Source organism: Sphingomonas sp., from assembly GCF_032114135.1.
Classification (GTDB): domain Bacteria; phylum Pseudomonadota; class Alphaproteobacteria; order Sphingomonadales; family Sphingomonadaceae; genus Sphingomonas.
On the sequence record NZ_DAMCTA010000006.1, the window covers coordinates 76,631 to 97,609 of the forward strand.

At 65.3% G+C, this 20,979-nt stretch carries 15 protein-coding genes and 2 tRNA genes; 11 read left to right on the forward strand and 6 right to left on the reverse strand.

Going from position 1 to position 20,979, the window contains the following annotated elements; all coding sequences use genetic code 11:
• Window positions 1-400: 400 nt before the first annotated feature.
• Window positions 401-1,762, reverse strand: a complete 1,362-nt coding sequence (locus RT655_RS18825; RefSeq protein WP_313539977.1) for a cellulase family glycosylhydrolase — start codon at window positions 1,760-1,762, stop codon at window positions 401-403.
• Between the two features lie 410 nt (window positions 1,763-2,172).
• Between RT655_RS18825 and RT655_RS18830 the strand changes: the two genes are divergently transcribed.
• Both RT655_RS18830 and clpX read left to right on the forward strand, forming a co-directional pair.
• Complete coding sequence (locus RT655_RS18830) at window positions 2,173-2,829, forward strand: ATP-dependent Clp protease proteolytic subunit (RefSeq protein WP_084579678.1); 657 nt, start codon at window positions 2,173-2,175, stop codon at window positions 2,827-2,829.
• Window positions 2,830-2,974: 145 nt separating this feature from the next.
• Entirely contained in the window at window positions 2,975-4,240 is a 1,266-nt protein-coding gene (gene clpX, locus RT655_RS18835; protein WP_064311561.1) for an ATP-dependent Clp protease ATP-binding subunit ClpX, read from the forward strand.
• 63 nt (window positions 4,241-4,303) lie between these two features.
• On the opposite strand, the gene RT655_RS18840 is transcribed toward clpX, so the two are convergent.
• From RT655_RS18840 to RT655_RS18855, 4 genes are all read right to left on the reverse strand, one after another.
• Window positions 4,304-5,365 carry an acyltransferase family protein gene (locus tag RT655_RS18840; RefSeq protein WP_313539985.1) on the reverse strand — a complete coding sequence of 354 codons (1,062 nt, stop codon included), beginning with the start codon at window positions 5,363-5,365 and terminating at the stop codon, window positions 4,304-4,306.
• Between the two features lie 255 nt (window positions 5,366-5,620).
• Window positions 5,621-6,229 carry a hypothetical protein gene (locus RT655_RS18845; protein ID WP_313539987.1) on the reverse strand — a complete coding sequence of 203 codons (609 nt, stop codon included), beginning with the start codon at window positions 6,227-6,229 and terminating at the stop codon, window positions 5,621-5,623.
• A gap of 102 nt (window positions 6,230-6,331) precedes the next feature.
• Entirely contained in the window at window positions 6,332-6,934 is a 603-nt protein-coding gene (locus RT655_RS18850) for an isoprenylcysteine carboxylmethyltransferase family protein (protein ID WP_313539989.1), read from the reverse strand.
• The gene (locus RT655_RS18855; RefSeq protein WP_313539992.1) at window positions 6,931-8,616 is read right to left on the reverse strand and encodes a M1 family metallopeptidase; all 1,686 of its coding nucleotides are present in this window, start codon (window positions 8,614-8,616) and stop codon (window positions 6,931-6,933) included. The genes RT655_RS18850 and RT655_RS18855 overlap by 4 nt, the downstream gene beginning before the upstream one ends.
• Before the next feature lie 250 nt (window positions 8,617-8,866).
• On the opposite strand from RT655_RS18855, the gene lon reads away from it, so the two are divergent.
• The 6 genes from lon (at window position 8,867) to RT655_RS18885 (ending at window position 17,594) form a co-directional block, all read left to right on the forward strand.
• A complete protein-coding gene (lon, locus tag RT655_RS18860) occupies window positions 8,867-11,323 on the forward strand; it encodes an endopeptidase La (protein WP_313539995.1) in 2,457 nt (818 codons plus the stop codon).
• Window positions 11,324-11,480: 157 nt separating this feature from the next.
• Window positions 11,481-11,753: an HU family DNA-binding protein gene (locus RT655_RS18865; protein ID WP_064311555.1), complete on the forward strand. Its 273-nt coding sequence runs from the start codon at window positions 11,481-11,483 to the stop codon at window positions 11,751-11,753.
• A 108-nt stretch (window positions 11,754-11,861) separates the two neighbouring features.
• A tRNA-Val gene (locus tag RT655_RS18870) sits at window positions 11,862-11,936 on the forward strand.
• 131 nt (window positions 11,937-12,067) lie between these two features.
• On the forward strand, window positions 12,068-12,964 hold the full coding sequence (locus RT655_RS18875; RefSeq protein WP_313540000.1) for a DMT family transporter: 897 nt from the start codon (window positions 12,068-12,070) through the stop codon (window positions 12,962-12,964).
• Window positions 12,965-13,164: 200 nt separating this feature from the next.
• On the forward strand, window positions 13,165-14,820 hold the full coding sequence (locus RT655_RS18880; protein ID WP_313540002.1) for a hypothetical protein: 1,656 nt from the start codon (window positions 13,165-13,167) through the stop codon (window positions 14,818-14,820).
• 86 nt (window positions 14,821-14,906) lie between these two features.
• Window positions 14,907-17,594, forward strand: a complete 2,688-nt coding sequence (locus RT655_RS18885; protein ID WP_313540005.1) for a TonB-dependent receptor domain-containing protein — start codon at window positions 14,907-14,909, stop codon at window positions 17,592-17,594.
• A gap of 43 nt (window positions 17,595-17,637) precedes the next feature.
• Here the strand turns inward: RT655_RS18885 and RT655_RS18890 are convergent, their stop codons facing one another.
• The gene (locus tag RT655_RS18890) at window positions 17,638-18,303 is read right to left on the reverse strand and encodes a 2OG-Fe(II) oxygenase (protein WP_313540007.1); all 666 of its coding nucleotides are present in this window, start codon (window positions 18,301-18,303) and stop codon (window positions 17,638-17,640) included.
• Between the two features lie 113 nt (window positions 18,304-18,416).
• On the opposite strand from RT655_RS18890, the gene RT655_RS18895 reads away from it, so the two are divergent.
• From RT655_RS18895 to RT655_RS18905, 3 genes are all read left to right on the forward strand, one after another.
• Window positions 18,417-19,592, forward strand: a complete 1,176-nt coding sequence (locus RT655_RS18895; protein ID WP_313540010.1) for an ATPase, T2SS/T4P/T4SS family — start codon at window positions 18,417-18,419, stop codon at window positions 19,590-19,592.
• 48 nt (window positions 19,593-19,640) lie between these two features.
• Window positions 19,641-19,717, forward strand: a tRNA-His gene (locus tag RT655_RS18900).
• Between the two features lie 31 nt (window positions 19,718-19,748).
• A complete protein-coding gene (locus RT655_RS18905) occupies window positions 19,749-20,798 on the forward strand; it encodes a Glu/Leu/Phe/Val dehydrogenase dimerization domain-containing protein (RefSeq protein WP_313540013.1) in 1,050 nt (349 codons plus the stop codon).
• The last annotated feature ends 181 nt before the right edge of the window (window positions 20,799-20,979 follow it).

Below are 20,979 nucleotides of genomic sequence, written 5' to 3' on the forward strand. Positions count from 1 at the left end.
GGGATTTGGGACCATTTGCTTGGAAAGGCACCAGCCTTACCCATGTTTATCCGAGCGCGGCAGCGGCGTTTTATTGCGCGATCTCGCGACCGGAGAACCGGGCTGCTGTTCGTCGGCCGTCCTGCGACCTGGCGCTATGATATTGTGGACCAGGCGGTGGGTCAGGCGCTTGCCAACTACCGCCGCCACATCGCCGAGGAGCGCGAGACCCCACCGCTCCAGGTCGCGGTGCTTGCGGCGTGATTAAACGGTCCGCCGCAACTGCCCGTTCCGCTTGCGGCAGGGGGTTAGGGGAGGTTGGGAAGGGCAGCAGGCGATGCCATTTCAGAAAGAACCTCCACGTCACACCCTCGCCGTGCCCTCCCGCAGGCGGGAGGGGGGATGCGGAGAGAAGAATGTCTCATGCCGCCTTGGCCGAACCGTCGGACGCATTCGGGCGCTCTTTCCCCACCTCGACCCCGATGATCGGCCAATGCGGCGCCTTGGCGTCGAGCGTGCGCAGCAAACCGGGGAAATCGACTTCGGTATCGTCGAACAGGACACCGCCGACGTCGAAGATGTCATGGAACCACTTGTCCTTCAGCCCCGCGAGATGGGGGTCGTCCCAAGCCGCCCAGGGCAGGTGCGCCTGTGTCTTGCCATGCAACAGACCCCAACAGAAGGCGCCGACATGCTTTTGCTTGGCGACCGCCAGGATCGCTTCGAAGGTGCTACCCGCCGGCCGTGCCATGAACGCGGTGCACCACATTGGCCGGCCGAACACGCTGAGCCAGGCGATCCGCTGCGCAAAATCCCCGGCAGTGCCGCAAGTATGGAACGAGATCACGTCCGACAGGCCGGTCTGCGCCTGCTGCAGCGGCGTGAGCAGGTCGGGCGAGGACCAGTCGCTCAGCCAGATGGCGCTGGTCAGCGGCTGCACGGGGCGCATGCTGCGCGCCCAGCCGAACGCATCGACCAGCAGCGGCAGGACGAGGTCGGCCTTGGCGCCGAGCTCGCCCGCGTCGCACAGCGAAACCTCAGGACCATTTTCGGGCTCATTCCAGATATCCCAAGCGAGTACCCGCCGGTCATTGCGGAAGCGATTGACCACACCCTTGATATAGGCTTCGAGCCGTGGCCGCTGCGCAGGATCGCGCAGCGCGGGGATGTCCGGCGATGGCACCCAGCCCGAATGATGCACGCCGGGCTTGGGCGTCGGCTGCGGCCCCAGCTCTGGATCGGGGTGCCAGCAGGAATCGAACAGCACCAGCATCACCCGAATGCCATAGCCTTCCGCTACCGCCAGAACCTTGTCGATGCGATTCAGAAAGCCTTGCGAGTCTTCGGCCCACAGCAGATCGTGCAGGTATATCCGCACGGCGTTCATGCCGGCGTCCGCTGCCAGAGCCAGCTCGGCGCGGATCGCGTTGATATCGAATGTTGCCGCCTGCCACATCTCGAGCTGGTTGATCGTGGTGGAAGGCGTGAAGTTGCAGCCCATCACCCAAGGCTGCTGCGCGTACCACGCCTTTGCTTCGGTTTCCGACCAACGACCAACCATCGCCTCGAACTCCGCCAACAGCTGTTCCGACATTGCTGCACAACGCCTCGTAACAATGTGGTTTTTACAGGCGGGGAAGGAAATTGCGGATGTATCCGCTACGCGATTCTTCGGAGGGGGACGGGGTGCTTTTCCGGCGAGCGGCGGCGCGCGCCTGCTCCAGGTCGGTCCGAGGCGCCGCTCTGCCGGCGGTGCGGCCGATGCGCGCGCCGATGCCGCCACGCGAACGCTGGGGCGGTGCAGCGTGACCGACGAACTGATCGACGGGACCGACGGCCTCCTGCATTTTGCCAACCGGGGGGCGGCGCACCTCCCCCCTGGTTGGCTTCAGCGGTAGCCGAAGCCTGCGCGCTGCCGACCCAATTGGTCGACGCGGTGCCCGACGGGACACTCGGCTGAGGGGCGCCGCGTCCCGACCAAGTGCCGCTCGCGCCCAGCGCATGCGCTTCCTCAATCCTGCGCTCCACGTCTTCGCCCGCGCTGGAGGTTCTCCAGTGCACCGCCCGGGCGCGCCACGGGGCCAAGGCCATGCAAACGGCCTGAGCCTGACCCCTCCGCAACGCCCCTCTTGCGCTGGGCAGCCGGAGCGCCGATGTAGTCGCGGGCAATAAACAACCACGAGATCATCCCACATGCATCCGCTTTCCGGTCAGATGACCATCGATCCCGTTACCGGCGCACTCGTTCCCATCGTCATCGAGCAGTCGAGCCGCGGCGAGCGCAGCTTCGACATCTATTCGCGCCTGCTGCGCGAGCGGATCGTGTTCGTCACCGGCCAGGTCGAAGACCATATGGCCTCGCTGATCACCGCCCAGCTGCTGTTCCTCGAATCGGAAAATCCGAAGAAGGACATCTGGATGTACATCAATTCGCCGGGCGGCGTCGTCACGGCGGGCATGGCGATCCACGACACGATGCAGTATATCCGTCCGCGCGTCGGCACGGTGTGCATCGGCCAGGCGGCATCGATGGGTTCGTTCCTGCTGGCCTCGGGCGAGCCGGGCCTGCGCGTGGCGCTGACCAACGCCCGGATCATGCTCCACCAGCCCTCGGGCGGTGCGCAGGGCATGGCGTCGGACATCGAGATCCAGGCCAAGGAAATCCTGCGGATCCGCGCGCGCATGAACGCGCTCTATTCGAAGTATACCGGCCAGCCGATCGAGAAGATCGAGACGACGATGGACCGCGATTCGTTCTTCGAAGCCGAGGAAGCCAAGGCCTTCGGCATCGTCGACGAGGTGTACGAGAAGCGTCCGGTGCCGAGCGAGGATGCGGCAGCGGCAAATTAACACTATATCCCTATCCTCGGCCGCCTGATGATTCCCGGTGCATGGAACGTCGGGCGGGCGGGGCGATTTATGGATTGCCGGAATTTCGCCTGCGTGTAGGATGGCAGGCGAGCGTTACGCGCCCGAGGCGCGAAGGATGGATTGAATGACTAAGCTCAGCGGCGGTGACTCCAAGAGCACGCTCTATTGCTCCTTCTGCGGCAAGAGCCAGCATGAGGTGCGCAAGCTCATCGCCGGCCCGACCGTGTTCATCTGCGATGAATGCGTCGAGCTGTGCAACGACATCATCCGTGAGGAAACCAAGTCCTCGCTGGTATCGAAGAAGGACGGGGGCGTCCCCTCGCCGCAGGAAATCTGCGACGTGCTGGACGACTATGTCATCGGCCAGAAGAAGGCGAAGCGCGTTCTCTCGGTCGCGGTGCACAACCATTACAAGCGACTGAACCACGGCGCCAAGGGTGCCGATGTCGAGCTCGCCAAGTCGAACATCCTGCTCGTCGGCCCTACCGGCTGCGGCAAGACGCTGCTGGCGCAGACGCTGGCGCGCATCCTCGACGTGCCGTTCACCATGGCCGACGCCACCACGCTCACCGAAGCCGGTTATGTCGGCGAGGACGTGGAGAACATCATCCTCAAGCTGCTCCAAGCCTCCGACTATAACGTCGAGCGAGCGCAGCGCGGCATCGTGTACATCGACGAGATCGACAAGATCAGCCGCAAGGCCGAGAATCCGTCGATCACGCGTGACGTGTCGGGCGAAGGTGTGCAGCAGGCGCTGCTCAAGCTGATGGAAGGCACGACCGCGAGCGTTCCGCCGCAGGGCGGCCGCAAGCACCCGCAGCAGGAATTCCTGCAGGTGGACACGACCAACATCCTGTTCATTTGCGGCGGCGCCTTCTCGGGCCTCGAGAAGATCATCGGCGACCGTCTGCAGGGCAAGTCGATCGGCTTCGGCGCGCATGTCGCCGCACCCGACGAGCGCCGCACCGGCGAATTGCTCCGCCAGACCGAGCCGGAAGATCTCCTCAAGTTCGGCCTGATCCCCGAATTCGTCGGCCGTCTGCCGGTGATCGCGACGCTCGAAGACCTCGACGTCGAGGCGCTGATCAAGATCCTGACCGAGCCGAAGAACGCTTTGGTCAAGCAGTATCAGAAGCTGTTCGACATGGAGGCAGTCAAGCTCGGCTTCACGGACGACGCGCTCACCGCCGTCTCGAAGAAGGCGATCGAGCGCAAGACCGGCGCGCGCGGCCTCCGCTCGATCCTCGAAGGCATCCTGCTCGACACGATGTTCGACCTGCCCAGCATGGACGGCGTCGACGAAGTCGTGGTCGACAAGGACGTGGTCGAAGGCCGCAAGGAACCGGTCCGTATCTACGCCAAGAAGGAAAAGGCCGGCAGCGCCGCCTGATCCCGAACGGCTGTATCGCACGAAGGGCGCGCGGGTCACCCGACCCGCGCGCCTTTTCGTTTTTCAGCGGGCTGGTGCTTTTTGGCGCGGCGCCTTCTGCCGGCCGTTGAGAAGCAGCAGCAACAGGCCGGACCGGCGCACCACCAGCAAATGGAAATAATAGAGGAGCAGCAGCGCGCCCGGCGCAATCACCACCATCGCCTGCCACGGGCCGAGGCCGGTGGGGTAGAGCAGCCAGAGCAGCGCAAGGATCGCCGGCACGTGGAGCAAATAGATCGTGTAGCTGGCGCTGGAGATGTTCGCCTGCCACGGGCGGCACAGTTGCAACGAGAACGCGCTTCGGAACACCAGCGATGTCGCTGCGAACCCGACGATCGGGCGGGCAAGAAAGAACGTCAGCATGCGCAGCTTGCCATCGGCGACGAGCGCCACCGCAGCCAGATCGAGGATCGCCATCATCAGCGCAGCCGCGTACACGATGCGCGGTGGCGACAAGATGAGGTTGCGAATGGCCTGCACGCGGAAGGCGGCATGGCCCAGCGCATAGAAAAAGCAGAAATAGACGGTCTGGCGTAGCAGGAAGGTGATCGACTGCAGGCCGATCGCTTGCAGTGCCTTGGCCGTTGCCCACATTGCGAGTGACGCCGCAGCCCCCGCCAGCCAGAACATGGCGATAGCCGAAAACGGCCTGCGCGCGGCAGCATGTCCAAGCGCCTCGATCCGCCTGTCCTGCGCGCTCAGCGCGAAGGTGAGCGGTACGTAGAGGGCAAGTGCGATCAGAAACCACATGTGCATGTGCCAGTCGCTCGGCTGCCAGGGGAGGTAATCGCCCATGAAACCGCGCTGCGTCGTGAGGTTGGCGATCAACAGATGCGATACCGGCACCGCCAAGCCGAGGCCGACCGCCAGCGGGACCACCAGCATCACCAGCCTGCGCCGGATCCACACGGCCGGCGCTGCTTTGCCGACCGTCAGCGCGGCAAAGAAACCGGAAATCGCGAAGAACGCCTCCATCCGACACAGATGTGATGCATCTTCGATCATGTTGAACGCGGTGAGGTCGGAAAGTGCGGCGCAGTGCACGACCAGTCCTGCTGCAAGCAATGCGCCGCGCCAGACGTCCATGCCATAAATTCGATCGGGCAACTCTGCCTTTGTCGGCTGCATGATGCTGCCCCCCCCTGTGGACGTGCCGACGGTCCGACAAGCCGGGGTGGATCAGTACAGGCCGCTTTGGGTAGAAAATATCATTAAGTGATTAACCTTGATCAGGGAAATAGATTGGCGCCTGTCGCGAAGGAGTCTCATGAATCTGGGGTAAGACGTATTGCCGCACGAAACGCGGCAGTACGGCAGCGCAACGCATCGAGCCCTATTGTGTTACTTCGCGGCCGGGCTGGTTTCGTTCGCTTCGTCCAGCGAAAGCGGCCACTGCAGGCCGTGCAAGAGCTCGGTAAACGCCGATTCCAGCTGTGCTGAGCGCGCCCAACTGCCGCGCGCGGCTACCAGCCAGGTGCCGCCTGCCGGACAGAATAGATAGCTTTCGGAGGTTAGCGGCTGATCCTTGCCGTCAAGCGTCCCGCGCATGGTGAAGCGGGCGTGATAGGCGACGTCGGGAGTTTGGCCGGAAGGGGAGGGCCAGCGGTCCCGCAATACCAGCTTCACATCGGTGTTACTCTGGGCGACGTTGCGCTCGATCTCGGCGAACGCCTCCGCACAATTCTGGCCGGGCACGGCAGGGTAAACGTAGAGCGTCACGAACCCAAGCTCGCCGCCCCGCCGCAGCGAATAGCCCGCGCTGACGTCGAGATGCTCGTCATCGTAGCTGTGGATGCGGGTGCGCAGCGCATTCCCCAGACGCTCCGGAAACACCATCCCGCTGGCGCTGTGGGTCCAGTCGCCCTCGACGCGCACATCTTCCTGCGCGCTGGAGGGCAGCGCGGCAAACATGAGGGAAGGCCCCAAGATCAGGCCGTAAAGCAGTTTCATTCCTCACCCCAGCCGGTCGTGCGCATCTCGTCGTTCGACCAAAGGGTCGCAGAGCCTCGCCACCGATGCAAGTCGGGCAGGGCGGCGCGCCCCGAGCGCGGGTTAGAAGAGACGCGGGACGAACCGTTTTACCTGGGCGGCATAGGCCGCATATTGGCGTCCGAATCGCGCCTGCAGCAGCGTTTCCTCTTCGACGACGCGAATCCAGGTGCCCCAGGCGAACAGCGGCAGTCCGAGGATAAGCCCGCGCCAGTGACCGAACGCGATCGCCATCGCCAGCAGCATCGCGAACAGGCCGGTGTAGATCGGGTGCCGGATGGTCGCGAAGGGTCCCCATGTGACGAGATCATGATCCCGTCGCGTACGCGCGGCGAAGCTCCAATTGCTGCCCATTGCCGTCGCCGCGGACAGGAACAGCGCGATACAGGTGCCCGCGAGCACCGCGACGAGCACCGCCTGACCTACGGCCGCCGCCGACATGGCCTGCAGCGTCAATCGCATCGGTCCGAAGACGACGAGGAAAAAGCCCAGCCCCTGCAGCCAGATTCCCTTGCCCGACCGACTGCCCACGTTCGCACCGGCCTCGCCGCGACGCGCACGGCGAAAACGGACAAAGGCCACCGCTGCCACGAAGCAGAGAAAGCCGAGCAGCAATGCGACCAGCGCGGGAACGCCAACTGGCGTAGGTGCGATGATCCCGATCATCGTTCACGCATCCAGCGCTGGAGCGCATCCACCGCTTCGGAGCGGCGCAGAACATGCGCGTCGGGGTCGAGTACGACGTGTGCCGCGGGCGGAACCGCAAGTGTTGCTGTGCCACCGGGCATCGCCACCTTCTGCCGCTTGCCGTCAATAGAGACGTCCACAGGCAGCGGAAAGGGATGGTCGCTGCCGGTCTTCCATCGCAGCGTCAGCCGATCGCCGGACCGTTCGCTCACCAGCTCCGGCAACCCGGCCTGATAGAGGTAGGCGTCGAAGAACCATCGCAGGTCCTGCCCCGTCACCTGATCGACAATGCCGATATATTCGCGGGTGGTGCCGAAGCGCGGCTGGAAGTTGCCGGGTTTCGGGTCGGGCCGGCCATAGACGATCCGTCGTGTGACTTCGAAGAACGCGCCGTCGCCGATCATGTAGCGGAGCGTGTGGAGGACCCAGGCGCCCTTATAGTAGATGTCCTGACCCGGGCCGCCCTTGTCCTCCTCATACACCTCTTCCTCGGTGCGGATCTTCCCCGAGACAATCGGCGACTTGTTTCGGATGGCGCGGCGAAATTCGTCCATCATCGCGGCGTAGCGGGCATCCCCTTCGCGCCATTGGCCGTAGAGCGGCTGCATATATTGCGTATAGCCCTCGTGGAGCCAGTAATCGTCCCAGTTGGCGGCGGTCAGTTGGTTGCCGAACCATTCATGGCCGAGCTCGTGCTGGAAGATCTCGTCGAAGCCCGACGGGGTCTTGCGGTAGTTGTTGCCATAGGCGTTGATGGTCTGGTGCTCCATGCCCATGTGCGGCGTCTCGACCACGCCGAGCTTCTCGTCGCCCCAGGGGAAGGGGCCGATCATGCTCTCGTAGAAATCGACTGTCGGCGCGAACTCGGCGAACAGGGCCTTGGCCTTGGCCTCACGGCCGGGCAGGTACCAATAGTGTAGCGGGAAGCTGTTGCCGAACCGGCTCTTATACTCGCCGGTCAGCTCCTGATAGGGCCCGATGTTGAGCGCCACGTCGTAAGGGTTGGGGCTCTTCGCGCGCCAGTGCCAGGTGGTGCGGCCGTCGGCGAGCGTCTCCACCCCCAGCAGCTTGCCGTTGGAGGGCGCCTTGAGCCCGGCGGGCACAGTGATGTGCAGGTCGACCAGCGCGGGCTCGCCCTGCGGAAAATCGAGGCAGGGCCAGAACAGGTCGCAGCCATAGCCTTCCGCGGTGGTGGCGATCCAGGGCTTCTTATCCCCGGGCGTGGTCGCCCAGACGAAGCCGTCATCCCACGGTGCGCGCACCGCGACGTGCGGGGTTCCGCCATAGCTGATCTCGGCGACCACCTTGTCGCCGGCCTTGAGCGGGCGGGGCAGGGTGATGAACAGCCGGCCTTCGGGGTTGCGCCATTGCGTGGGCGCCAGAGGCTTGCCGTCGATGCGGATCGCACTCACCGGCAGGTTGCGGTCGAGGTCGATCTGCAGTTCGCGCTGCGCGGCGCTCGTGCGAAGGGTGAGCGTGGCGGTGCCGTGGAGCGTGTAGCTGGCGGGGAGCACCTCGATCGCGAGATCGGCATGGTCGAGCCGCAGCGCCGCCCGCTCCGGCGCGATCGCGCCGCCCGAGGCCTGGGTCGTCGGGGTGATCGGCGGCTCGCCGCGCTTCTGTGCCTGTGCCTGCCCGATTGTCGTCGTAAGCGCGGCCATGGCCATCGCGAATGTGGAAATCTTCAATGCGTCCCCCAAATGGCCCTGCAGTCCCGTTCCACGGGCGAATCGACAGGTGCGGGCATGATAGCGATGCCGGCGTGCGAGGCGAGAGGCGTAAGAACGCAGCCCAGGGCTGGCGTTTTCCACCGCAATCTGGGTTAATGCCGCCACGCGATTGATGCGATCGTTCCAGGCCCCATATATAAGGTCTATGGTGCCCCCCGACGGGGGCAGACCCGGAGTTTTCATGAAGCAGTCCTATCCCGTCCTGCCGCTTCGCGACATCGTCGTCTTCCCGCACATGATCGTGCCGCTGTTCGTCGGCCGCGATAAGTCGGTCGCGGCGCTGGAAGCGGCGATGGCTGCCGACAAGGAGATCTTCCTCGTCGCGCAGCTCGATCCGGCCGAGGACGATCCCGGCCGCGAAGACCTCTACGATACCGGCGTTTCCGCCGAAGTCCTCCAGCTGCTCAAGCTGCCCGACGGCACCGTGCGCGTGCTCGTCGCCGGCAAGGAGCGCGGCAACCTGCTCTCCATCGAGGAGACCGGCGCGTATCTCACCGCCCATGTCGAGCCGGTGGAGGAGGGCGACACGTCGCTCGAAGCGGCGCAGGAAGGCGTCGACGAGGCCGTTGCCAATCTCAAGCCAGAGGATCTCAGCCCCGAGCTGAAGGCGCTGATGCGCTCGGTCGTCGAGCAGTTCGAGAATTATGCCAAGCTCAACCGCAAGCTGCCGGCCGAAACCGCCGTGCAGCTGGGCGAGCTGGAAGACCCGTCGCGTCTCGCCGATGCGGTTGCCGCCAATATCTCGGTGAAGGTCGCCGACAAGCAGGCCCTGCTGGTCGAGAACGATCCCCAGAAGCGGCTGGAGATGGTGTTTGCCTTCATGGAAGGCGAGCTGGGCGTGCTGCAGGTCGAGAAGAAGATCCGCAGCCGCGTCAAGCGCCAGATGGAGAAGACGCAGCGCGAATATTATCTCAACGAGCAGCTCAAGGCGATCCAGCGCGAGCTGGGCAATGAGGGCGAAGAGGGCGAGGGCGACGAGGTCGCCGAGCTCACCCAGAAGATCGCCACGCTCAAGCTTTCCAAGGAAGCTCGCGCCAAGGCGCAGGGCGAGCTGAAGAAGCTCAAGACGATGGCGCCGATGTCGGCCGAGGCCACCGTCGTGCGCAACTATCTCGACGTGCTGCTTGGCCTGCCCTGGGGCAAGAAGTCCAAGCTGAAGAAGGACATCGCCGAGGCGCAGGGCGTGCTCGACCAGGACCATTATGCCCTGGAGAAGGTGAAGGACCGGATCGTCGAATACCTCGCGGTCCAGGCGCGCACCAACAAGCTGAAGGGGCCGATCCTGTGCCTCGTCGGCCCGCCGGGCGTGGGCAAGACCAGCCTGGGCAAGAGCATCGCCAAGGCGACCGGGCGCGAGTTCATCCGCCAGTCTCTGGGGGGCGTGCGCGACGAAGCCGAAATCCGCGGCCATCGCCGGACCTATATCGGCTCGCTGCCGGGCAAGATCGTGTCGAACCTGAAAAAGGCCGGCACTTCGAACCCGCTGTTCCTGCTCGACGAGATCGACAAGCTGGGCCAGGACTTCCGCGGCGATCCGGCCTCGGCGCTGCTCGAGGTGCTGGATCCGGAGCAGAACAGCAAGTTCAACGACCATTATCTGGAGATCGACATCGATCTCTCGGACGTGATGTTCGTGTGCACGGCCAACTCGCTCAACCTGCCGCAGCCGCTGCTCGACCGCATGGAGATCATCCGGCTGGAGGGTTATACCGAGGACGAGAAGGTCGAGATCGCCGAGCGGCACCTGGTCGCCAAGCAGGTCGACGCGCATGGCCTCAAGGACGGCGAGTTCGTCCTCACCAACGAGGGCCTGCGCGACCTGATCCGCTATTACACCCGCGAAGCCGGCGTGCGTACGCTGGAGCGCGAGATCGCCAAGCTTGCCCGCAAGAGCCTGCGCAAGATCCTCGAGGGCAAGGAGACCCAGGTGACCATCACGCCCGAGAACCTTGCAGACTATGCCGGCGTGCGGAAGTATCGCTTCGGGGTGGGCGAGGAGGAGCACCAGATCGGTGCGGTCACCGGCCTCGCCTGGACCGAAGTGGGCGGCGAGCTGCTGACCATCGAGAGCGTCACCGTACCCGGCAAGGGGGCGATCAAGACGACCGGCAAGCTGGGCGACGTGATGAAGGAATCGGTGGAAGCCGCGTTCAGCTTCGTCCGTGCGCGCAGCCCGAGCTACGGCATCAAGCCTAGCCTGTTCGCGCGGAAGGACATCCACGTCCACCTGCCCGAGGGCGCGGTGCCGAAGGATGGTCCGTCGGCGGGCATCGGCCTGGTCACCTCGATCGTTTCGACGCTCACCGGGGTCGCGGTCCGCAAGGACGTGGCGATGACCGGCGAAGTGACGCTGCGGGGCCGCGTGCTGCCGATCGGCGGGCTCAAGGAGAAGCTTCTCGCGGCGCTGCGGGGCGGCATCAAGATGGTGCTGATCCCCGAGGAGAACGAGAAGGACCTCGCCGAGATTCCGGCGAACATCCGCGAGGGGCTGGAGATTGTCCCGGTTTCGCACGTCGACGAGGTTTTGCGGCTTGCGCTGACCGAGCCGCTTACCGCAATCGACTGGTCCGATGCAGACGAACTCGCTACCCAGCCGCCCGTCGGCGTGGCGGCGATCGGAGATGCTTTGCATCATTGACATGACGTAACTTTTCTGACGCAATTCACGCCGAAAGACTTTGACTCCGGCGGCTCGCCCGTGCTGACTCGCACGCCAGCGCAGCCGCCGCGACTCATTCGGCTATCCAATCCAATCAACGCGGTATCCCGCACAATATCAGGGGGTTTGCACCAGCATGAACAAGCAAGAGCTGATCGGTCAGGTCGCGGATGTATCGGGCCTGGCCAAGGGCGACGCGGTAAAGGCCGTCGAAGCAGTGTTCGACGTGATCACTGGCGCGCTCAAGAAGGGCGACGAAGTCCGCCTCGTGGGCTTCGGCACCTTCTCGGTCAGCAAGCGCAAGGCGTCGACCGGCCGCAATCCCCGCACCGGCGAGGAGATGACCATCAAGGCGTCGAACCAGCCCAAGTTCAAGCCGGGCAAGGTGCTCAAGGACTCGGTGAACTAAGCATCGAAAAAATGCGGGCGGGGCGCGAAACGGGGCTGGACAGGCCGCCAAGCGCACCGTAAAGGCCCGCTTCCCGTTTTGGCCGCAGGGTTTCACCCATAGGCCAATGGGCGCGTAGCTCAGTGGTAGAGCACTGTGTTCACACCGCAGGGGTCGCTGGTTCAATCCCAGCCGCGCCCACCATGTAGAGGAGCCCGCCGGACCCCAGGTTCGGCGGGCTTTTTTGTTGCCCGGCCACCCAGTGCGCGATAGGCGCGGCATCATAGCCCATAAGCCGGTTTCCTCGATCGCTGCGCAGGGCGCGGACGGAGACGATGTCGATGTTGTGGGCGGGGGCGACGGTCGCGGCGGCAGCCTTTCAAGTGGCGCGCAACGCGTTCCAGCGGGGGATGATGGCCTCGAGCGGGCCGTGGGGCGCGACGCTGGTACGGTTTCTGTTCGGGCTGCCCTTCTCCACCGCGCTGATGCTGGGTGCGATCGCCGTGGCCGGGCCGGCCAATCTCCATCCACATTTCGGTTGGGCCTTCTGGTGGCCGGCGCTGCTCGGCGCGCTGGCGCAGGTGTTGGCGACCGCGGCCTTGCTGCAGGCGATGCACCATGCCGGCTTCGCGGTAGGCACCGCGCTCCAGCAGAGCTCGGTGCCGTTGGCCGCGCTCGCGGGATTGCTGGTGTTCGGGGACACGTTGACTCCGGTCGGCTGGCTCGGCGTGGTGGTGACGACCGCAGGTCTCGCGGTGCTGGTCTGGCCGCGCGACGTGGGCGGAGAGGGGCAGTTGCTGCCGGGCGTGGTGTTCGGAACGCATTCGGGCCTGTTGTTCGGCCTGGCACTCAACGGTTTCCGCCATGCCGGCCTCGTTCTGGAGCCGACGCATCCCTTCTTCGCCGCGATGACCAGCGTCACGCTGGTGCAGGCGGTACAAACGGTCGGGCTGGTCGGGTTCCTGCTGTGGCGTGATCCCGATGCGCTTCGAGCGGTGATCGCCGGCTGGCGCGGATCATTGGGCGCCGGGCTCTTCGGCGCGCTAGCCTCTTCGGGCTGGTTCTTCGCGCTCAACCTCGCGCCGGCAGCGGCAGTACGCTCGCTTGGCGTGATCGAGATGCCGATTGCCGCGGTGGCCGGTCACCGGCTGTTCCGCGAGGCGCTGGGCATGCGGCAGGCGCTTGCCGGCGGCGCTGTGTGCTTGGGCGTAATACTTACCGCAGGGTTCTGAAAAGGGCTGTGGCGGAAATGGCACACTCGCGGCGTGTCACCAGCGTGTAATTTAACCGTCTTCCATTCGTCACGGTTCTCGCACGCAGGCGTCATGTCCTCCCCCTAGCGCCGCGATGCGGCCGACGGGGGAATTGCCGAGTCGATCCCGCACTGAATCGCATTCGCGCAAAAACCGGCTTTTGCCGGAACGGAGACATTATGGCCAGCTTCCAACGCCTTGCCCTCATCCTCATGACGAGCTGCGCGGGTGCCGCGCTGTCGGCATGTGACGGCGCGAACGACATCGCCTCGCCGGGCACCGGCGGCAACGTGATCATCAACAACCCCGCGCCGACGCCGGCACCGAGCCCGACGCCCACGCCCGGCGCGACGCTGGTCACCCCGGCCACCGGCTGCCCGACGATCGCCGACCCGAAGGGGTTGACCGATGATGGCACGATCACCGGCCCGACCGGCACGTGGCGCGTGTGCACGCTGCCTTCGATCATTTCGCGCAGCGTCGAGCTGCCGAAGATTGCCGGTCTGCTCTATCAGATGCGCGGCCGGGTCGACGTCGGCTGCGATAGCGGCTTCAGCGCGCCGACCAGCGCCGCGCCGCGGACCACCTCGACGGTGGGTTGCACCACTGCGAACGGCTTCACGCTCAACGGCAGCGGCCAGCTGTCCGCGGATACGAACGTCACGCTCACCATTCAGCCGGGCGTGATCCTGTTCGGCGGCACCGGTACCTCGTGGCTCGCCGTCAACCGCGGCAACAAGATCAGCGCCGTCGGCACCGCCGTGGCACCGATCGTGTTCACCAGCCGCGACAACGTGCTGGGCATCAGCAACGACGGCTCCTTCGGCCAGTGGGGCGGTGTCGTCCTCATGGGTCGCGGTCGCATCACCGACTGCAACAGCGGTTCGACGGCTGCCAACACCTGCGAGCGCCAGACGGAAGGCGCGGCAGATCCGGCGACCTTCGGCGGCACGGACGATACCTACAACGCTGGCGCGATGAAGTATGTGCAGATCCGCTATTCGGGCTATGTCCTCGGCTCGAACGTCGAGCTGCAGGCGCTGACCGCCGAAGGCATCGGCAGCGGCACCACGCTCGACTATGTCCAGAGCCACAACAGCTCGGACGACGGCATGGAGTTCTTCGGCGGCACGGTGCGCTTCAAGCACTACATCGCCACCGGCGCGGACGACGACAGCCTCGACATCGACACCGGTCTGCAGGGCCTGTTCCAGTATGTCCTGCTGGTGCAGCGCACCGGCCAGGGCGACGCGCTGATGGAAGTCGACAGCAACGGCAACGAAGGCGACACGCCCCGCCAAGTCACGAAGGTCGCGAACTTCACCGCGATCCAGAGCCAGTCGAGCAGCAACAACGAAGCCAATGACCAGGCCTCGATCCTGCTGCGCGGCAATGCCGACCTCACGCTGGTCAACGGTCTGGTCATCTCGCCGAACAATGAATGCCTGCGCATGAACGGTTCGGGCACCACGCCGGCGACGCTGACGGCCCGCTCGGTGGTCCTGCAGTGCAACGCCACCAAGTATATCGGCACCGGAACCTACACCGCCGCGCAGATTGCTACCGCCTTCGGCTCGGGTGCGAACAACAACAACGACAGCTTCGTCAACTCGCTGGCGACCCTGTTCGTCAACGGCGCGACCGAAACTGCGGTGACCGCGACCGATCTGAAGACGCTGGACACGACCGGCTTCTTCGACACCACGACGTGGATCGGTGCCGTGCGCAACGCGCAGGACACCTGGTACGCCGGCTGGACCTGCAACTCGGGCTACGCCGCGTTCGACAACGCGACCGTAACGGGCCGTTCGTGCACTTCGCTGCCGACGACCTGAGGCCAAGCCTGACCTGACTGGAGGGCGGGGCGTGGCCGAACCGGGCACGCTCCGCCCTTTCCCGATGTACGAACTAGGGGTTCATAATGACCAAGTCGTTGGGGCTTGCCAGCCTGCTGCTCTTCTCCTCCGCGCTCGTGGCGCCCGCGCTCGCGCGTGCCCAGACCGCGCCCACCACGCCCGGGCCGCAGACCGGCCAGGCGACCAATGCCGCCGATCAGCCGGCGCCGGCACCCGACGCACAGCAGGAAGAGGCGCCCGACGTCTCCGTGCCCGGTGAGATCGTCGTCACCGGCCGCCGCGCCAACCTGACCCGCGACATTCCGCAGGTCGTGTCCGTGCTGTCCGCCGCCGATATCCAGCGTACCGGCGAAGGCGACATCGCCGGCGCCCTCAGCCGGGTCACCGGCCTCAGCGTGGTCGGCAACGGTTATGTCTTCGTCCGCGGCCTGGGCGATCGCTACTCGCTGGCGCTGCTCAACGGTTCGCCTCTGCCGAGCCCCGAGCCGCTTAAGCGGGTCGTTCCGCTCGATCTGTTCCCCACCAACGTCGTCTCCTCGTCGCTCGTCCAGAAGAGCTACTCGGTCAACTATCCGGGCGAATTCGGCGGCGGCGTGATCAACCTCACCACCAATGCCGCCCCGAAAAAGGGCTTTCTGACCCTGGGCGGCGGCCTTGGAATCAACAGCCGGGCGACGACCCAGCTCGGCTATGTCTATGCCGGCGGCAAACATGACTGGACCGGCTTCGATAGCGGCAGCCGCGATCTCGCGCCGGCGCTCAAGGCCTATTTCGACAGCGGTGCGCGACTGAGCTCGGGCACCGTCGACAGTGCGGCGATCGCCGGCCAGCTGGTCAACGCCAAGAACGCGCTGCTGCAGCGCAACCCCGACCTGCCGCCCAACTGGTCGGTCGGCGTTTCGGCGGGCAAGTCCTTCGATGTGGGGGAGAACACGCTCGGGCTGATCGCCACCGCCGGCTACAGCAACAAGTGGAGCGTCCGCGATTCGATCCAGCAATATTCGATCACCTCGGATCTGTCCGCGCTCGAGAGCGACTTCGAGCGGATCAGCACCGACAACCGCATCGTCCTCAACGGGCTGCTCGGCGTCGGCTTCGAGTTCGGCGACAACAAGCTGCGTTGGACCAACGTCTATATCCGTGACACGTTGAAGAACACGCGGCTTGGCCTCGGCAACCGCAACAACAACGTCACCACCGACGTGCAGCAGCAGGAAACCCGCTGGTTCGAGCGGCAGCTGATCGATACGCAGCTTGTCGGCGAATTCAAGCTGACCCCGACGCTGAGCCTCGATCTGCGCGGCAGCTATGCCAATTCCAAGCGCAAGTCGCCGAGCGAGCTGAGCTTCGAATATATCCGCACGAACGTCGCGTCCGACCCCTACGGCCAATATTTCATCAACCGTCTGAACAACGGCAATAATGGCGACGCGAACGCCAGCTATTCCGATCTCAATGAGGATCTCTATTCGGGCGGCGCGGACCTGACGTTCAAGCCCATCACCGATCTGAGCCTCTCGGCCGGCTATTCCTATCTGAAGACCAAGCGCTTCAGCTCGCGCCGCGACTTCCAGTTCACGGCGCCCAGCAGCTTCCCCAACGGGGTCGCGATGCTGCGGCCGGACCTGCTGCTGAGCCCCGGGATCATCAACTATTACAAGATCCAGCTGATCGAGACGAACGAAGGCAACCCCGCCTTCAACGCCTCGCTGCGCAACCATGCCGGCTATGGCCGGGCGGTCTATCAGATCACGCCCGACCTCTCGATCGACACCGGCGTGCGCTACGAAACGGCCAAGGAAGTCGTCAGCCCGGCGCAGGTGTTCAACACCGCCGGCGCGAGCGACGCGTCCACCAACCTCAATAACGACTATTGGCTCCCGGCGGCGACCGTGACCTGGCAGTTCCGCCCGGGCATGCAGTTCCGCCTCAACGGATCCAAGACCATCGCGCGGCCGCAGTTCCGCGAGTTGATCTTCCAGTTCTACTTCGATCCGGAAACCAACCGCCAGTATCGCGGCAACCCGCTGCTCCAGGACAGCACGCTGTACAATGGCGAGGGCCGGTTCGAATGGTATCTGGGCAGTGACCAGAGGGTCTCCGCGGCGGGCTTCTACAAGCGCATCAATCGCCCGATCGAGGCGTTCATCACGGGTACCGACCAGCTGGTGACCAGCTTCGCCAACGCCCCCAAGGCCAATCTCTACGGTGCCGAGCTGGAGGCGCAGAAGAAGTTCACGCTTGCCGACTGGTTCAACGCGCCGTTCTTCAGCGAACGCGGCCTGCTGGTGATCGCGAACTACACCTACACCAAGTCCGAGCTGAAGGTGGGGCAGGGCGACAGCACGGCGGTCTATGCCGCCACGTCGACCAACGCGACGGACTATTTCCGCGATGGCGCCTCGCTGACCGGCCAGTCCGACCATCTGGTCAATCTCCAGCTCGGCATGGAGAGTTCGGGTCGGCTCTCGCAGCAGACCTTCATCCTGTCCTATGCGAGCAAGCGCGTCACCAGCCGCGGCCTTGCCAACCAGAACCAACCCGACGTGTACGAATATCCGGGGTTCAATCTCGATTTCGTCGCCCGTCAGGGGGTGATGCTTGCGGGTCGTCAGTTCGACGCGAAGTTCGAGGCGCGCAACATCACCGGGCGCCGGTACAAGGAACTCCAGTCGAACGGCACGCGCACCGTGATCTACAACCGCTATTCGCCGGGGACGACGCTGCAGCTGTCGCTTTCGACGACCTTCTGAGGCACGAGGGAGGGCCCGGCGCATGCGCTGCCGGGCCCTTCGCTCACCAGCCCCAGGGGCGTTCGCGGAACCACTGGGTGATCACATATTTCGTGCCCGCACGCACCTTCATCGCGTGGTGGATCGTCGCGGGGTTGACGCTGCCGTCCGGTCGCAGATTGTTCCAGGCAAGCAGCTTGCCGGCTTCGGGCTGGACGATCTTGTCGATCGCCCTGAAGCGCGTGGCACCGCCCGCCTCCACCGCGTTGAGATAGAGCATCACCGTCCAGGTGCGTTGCCCGGCCACGTCGCAGAACTTGTGGAAGTCGGGGGTGCCCGGATCGAAATAGTCGGTATGCGCCTTGAATTCCTGGCCGATTGCATAGCGCTGGCCCTGCATCGGCTCGGCATGTGTGCCGTCCAGGCCAATGAAGTCGAGGATACGCGCCTTGAGTTCGATCGCCAGCGGGTCCTCGGTAGCGAGGTCGCAGGTTTCGCTGGTGCGGAATGCGTAATCATCGCCCGCATTGGCGAGCGTGGACGGACGGCGATGCTCGTCGATGCGCGCCATCAGCCCCGCACATTGTGCAGCGTCGAGAAAGTTGCGCACGATGAACAGCGTCACTTTCGGGCTTGGGACCTTCTGGACCCCCGGATAGGAAAGGATGCGCGCGACGACGGGCTCGGATGGATGGCCGCTGCCGAGCGAGGGGAGGGGAGGCGTCTGCATGGTTGTGCTTTTGCCAAAACAGGTGATTTCATGCCAGCGCGACGTAGAATCGTCACAAATGTGAAGGTCGATCGTCACAAAGTCTGCGTAGCCGGGCGCCGTCCGGCAGGGGAATGACAGTGCACATCGAGGTCGAACGGTATCCGGAAGCGACGGGTGGGCGTGCGCATGCAGCGCTGCACCTGGAAGCGTTGCTGGCCGAAGCGGCGCGGCTCGAAGCCTCCCATCTCCATCTGGAACCCACCGCGCGCGGTATCGATATCGCGTTTCGAGCGTCAGGCCTCCTGCATCCGTTTCGGGAAGTCACACAGGCCGAAGGCGCCGCAGTGATCCGCCAGATAACCGATGCCGCGCGGCTCTCCTCCGATGGCGTGCTGCCGCGGCGCGGCGAAATGCGGTGGGAAGGCGAGGTGCTGGACATTTTCGTGCTGCCGGTCGTGCACGGGCAGCGCGTGGTGGTGCAGCGCGCGCCGCGCCAGGCCGGGCACCGCGAGCTGGAAGCGCTGGGCATGAGCGCGGCTCTCGCGAATCATGCCCGCACGGTGCTTGCACGACCCGGGCTGATCCTGGTCGCGGCGCCCCCGGGCCATGGCCGCAGCACGACGGTGTACGCGCTGCTGGGGCACGCGGTGTCGCGTACCCGGCCCGCGCTGGCGGTAACGAGCGGTGCGATGCCTGAAATACTGGGCGTGACCTGGGCGGATGCTGCGGTCGTTGCGCCGGCGGAGACGCTGCGCGCGGGGATCGAACAAGATATCGACATTCTGGTGATCGATTCGCTGGAGGATCGGGCCGCGGCCGCGGCGGCGGTGCAGGCCACCCAGGCGGGGCGGCTGGTCGTCGCCGGCATCGACGCGCAGGACTCGGTGGCGGCGATCCAGCAGCTACGCGCCTGGCGCGTGGAGGCATTCCACCTCGCATCGGCACTCAGCCTGGTGATGGCGCAGCGGCTGGTGCGACGGCTGTGCCCCGAATGCCGGGAGCCGGTGCAGGCAACCGGTTCGGTCTCCGCGCTGCTCGGCTTCGATCCCGGCGCGATCGTCTATGCCTCGTCGGGGTGCAGCGCCTGCGCCGACACCGGGTTCGCCGGACAGACGGGGGTGTTCGAATCCATCCGCGGTGACGCCACGATTCGCCGTTTGGTCAATGACGGCGGCGACGCTGCAATTCTCGCCCGCCACGCCTTTGTCAGCACGCCCAATCTGGGCTCCGCCGCCCGCCATCTTGCGCGGACCGGGATGACGACGCCGGAGGAGGCAGTCAAAATTTCCCGAGGGCAGGGTGCGTAATCATCTTGCGCTCCGCTTCGGAGCCCGCTAAGCGCGCACTCCTTCACGGCGACCATAGCTCAATCGGTTAGAGCGCTGGTTTGTGGTACCAGAGGTTGCGGGTTCAATTCCCGTTGGTCGCCCCATTTTCCCCTTCATAGCAGCGCGGATCCAGCCATGATCACCGACTGGGGCTTTCCCGATTTCGACGACCACGAGGGCGTTCACCTCTTCTCGGATCGGGCTTCCGGCCTTAGCGCGATCATCGCCGTCCACTCGACCGCGCTGGGTGCTGCTGCGGGTGGTGTGCGCTTCTGGCATTATGCCGACCACCGCGCTGCGATCACCGATGCCCTGCGCCTCTCGCGGGGCATGAGCTACAAGAACGCCATGGCTGATCTGCCGATGGGCGGCGGCAAGGGCGTGATCCTCGCCGACAAGCCGGGTGCGGAAGTGACCCAGGCGCAGCTCGAGGCATTCGGCCGCGCGGTCGAATCGCTCCACGGCCGTTATGTGACCGCCGAGGATGTCGGCATGTCCGAAGCCCGCATGAAGGTCGTCGCGACCCGGACCAAGCACGTCTCCGGCCTGCCGGTAGCGGCGGGCAGCGCGGGCGGCGATCCGGGCCCGGTAACGGCGCGCGGCGTCTATCTCGGCGTCAAGGCGGCGGCGAAGCGGGGCCTGGGCGTCGATTCGATGGCCGGTGTGCGCGTCGCGATCCAGGGTGTCGGTTCGGTCGGCGGCGGGCTCGCCCGGCTGCTGGCGGCGGACGGCGCCAAGCTGACGCTGGCCGATGTGCATGGCGACCGCGCCAAGGCGCTGGCTGCCGAGCTGGGCGCCGAGGCGATCGATGCCGATGCGATCCTCGCGCACGACGCCGATATCCTCAGCCCCTGCGCGCTGGGGGCGATCCTCACCGAACAGTCGATCGCCGCGCTCAAGGTGCGTGTGGTTGCCGGCGGTGCGAACAACCAGCTCGCCACGCGCGAAGACGGCCACCGCCTGCATGCGCGCGGCATCGTCTACGCGCCGGATTACGTCATCAACGCCGGCGGCATCATCAACGTTGCGCTGGAGTATCTGGGGCAGGGCGACCGTTCCGAGGTCGATGCGCGGGTCGAGAAGATCCCGGTGCGCCTCGACCAGGTGTGGGACGAGAGCGAAGCGACCGGCGATCCGTCGAGCGAAGTCGCCGACCGCATCGCCCAGCGCCTGATCGGGCGGTAATCTTCTGAAATTCCTCCCCGGAACGGGAAGGGGGACCATGCGCAGCATGGTGGAGGGGCCGCGCCGCAAGGCGCGGTCTTTCGCGTTTGGGGGTGGGGGCAAACCGCCGCGTGCCGCGGCGGCCTCTCCACCATTTGCTGGCGCAAATGGTCCCCCTCCCCTGCGTACGCAGGGGAGGAAT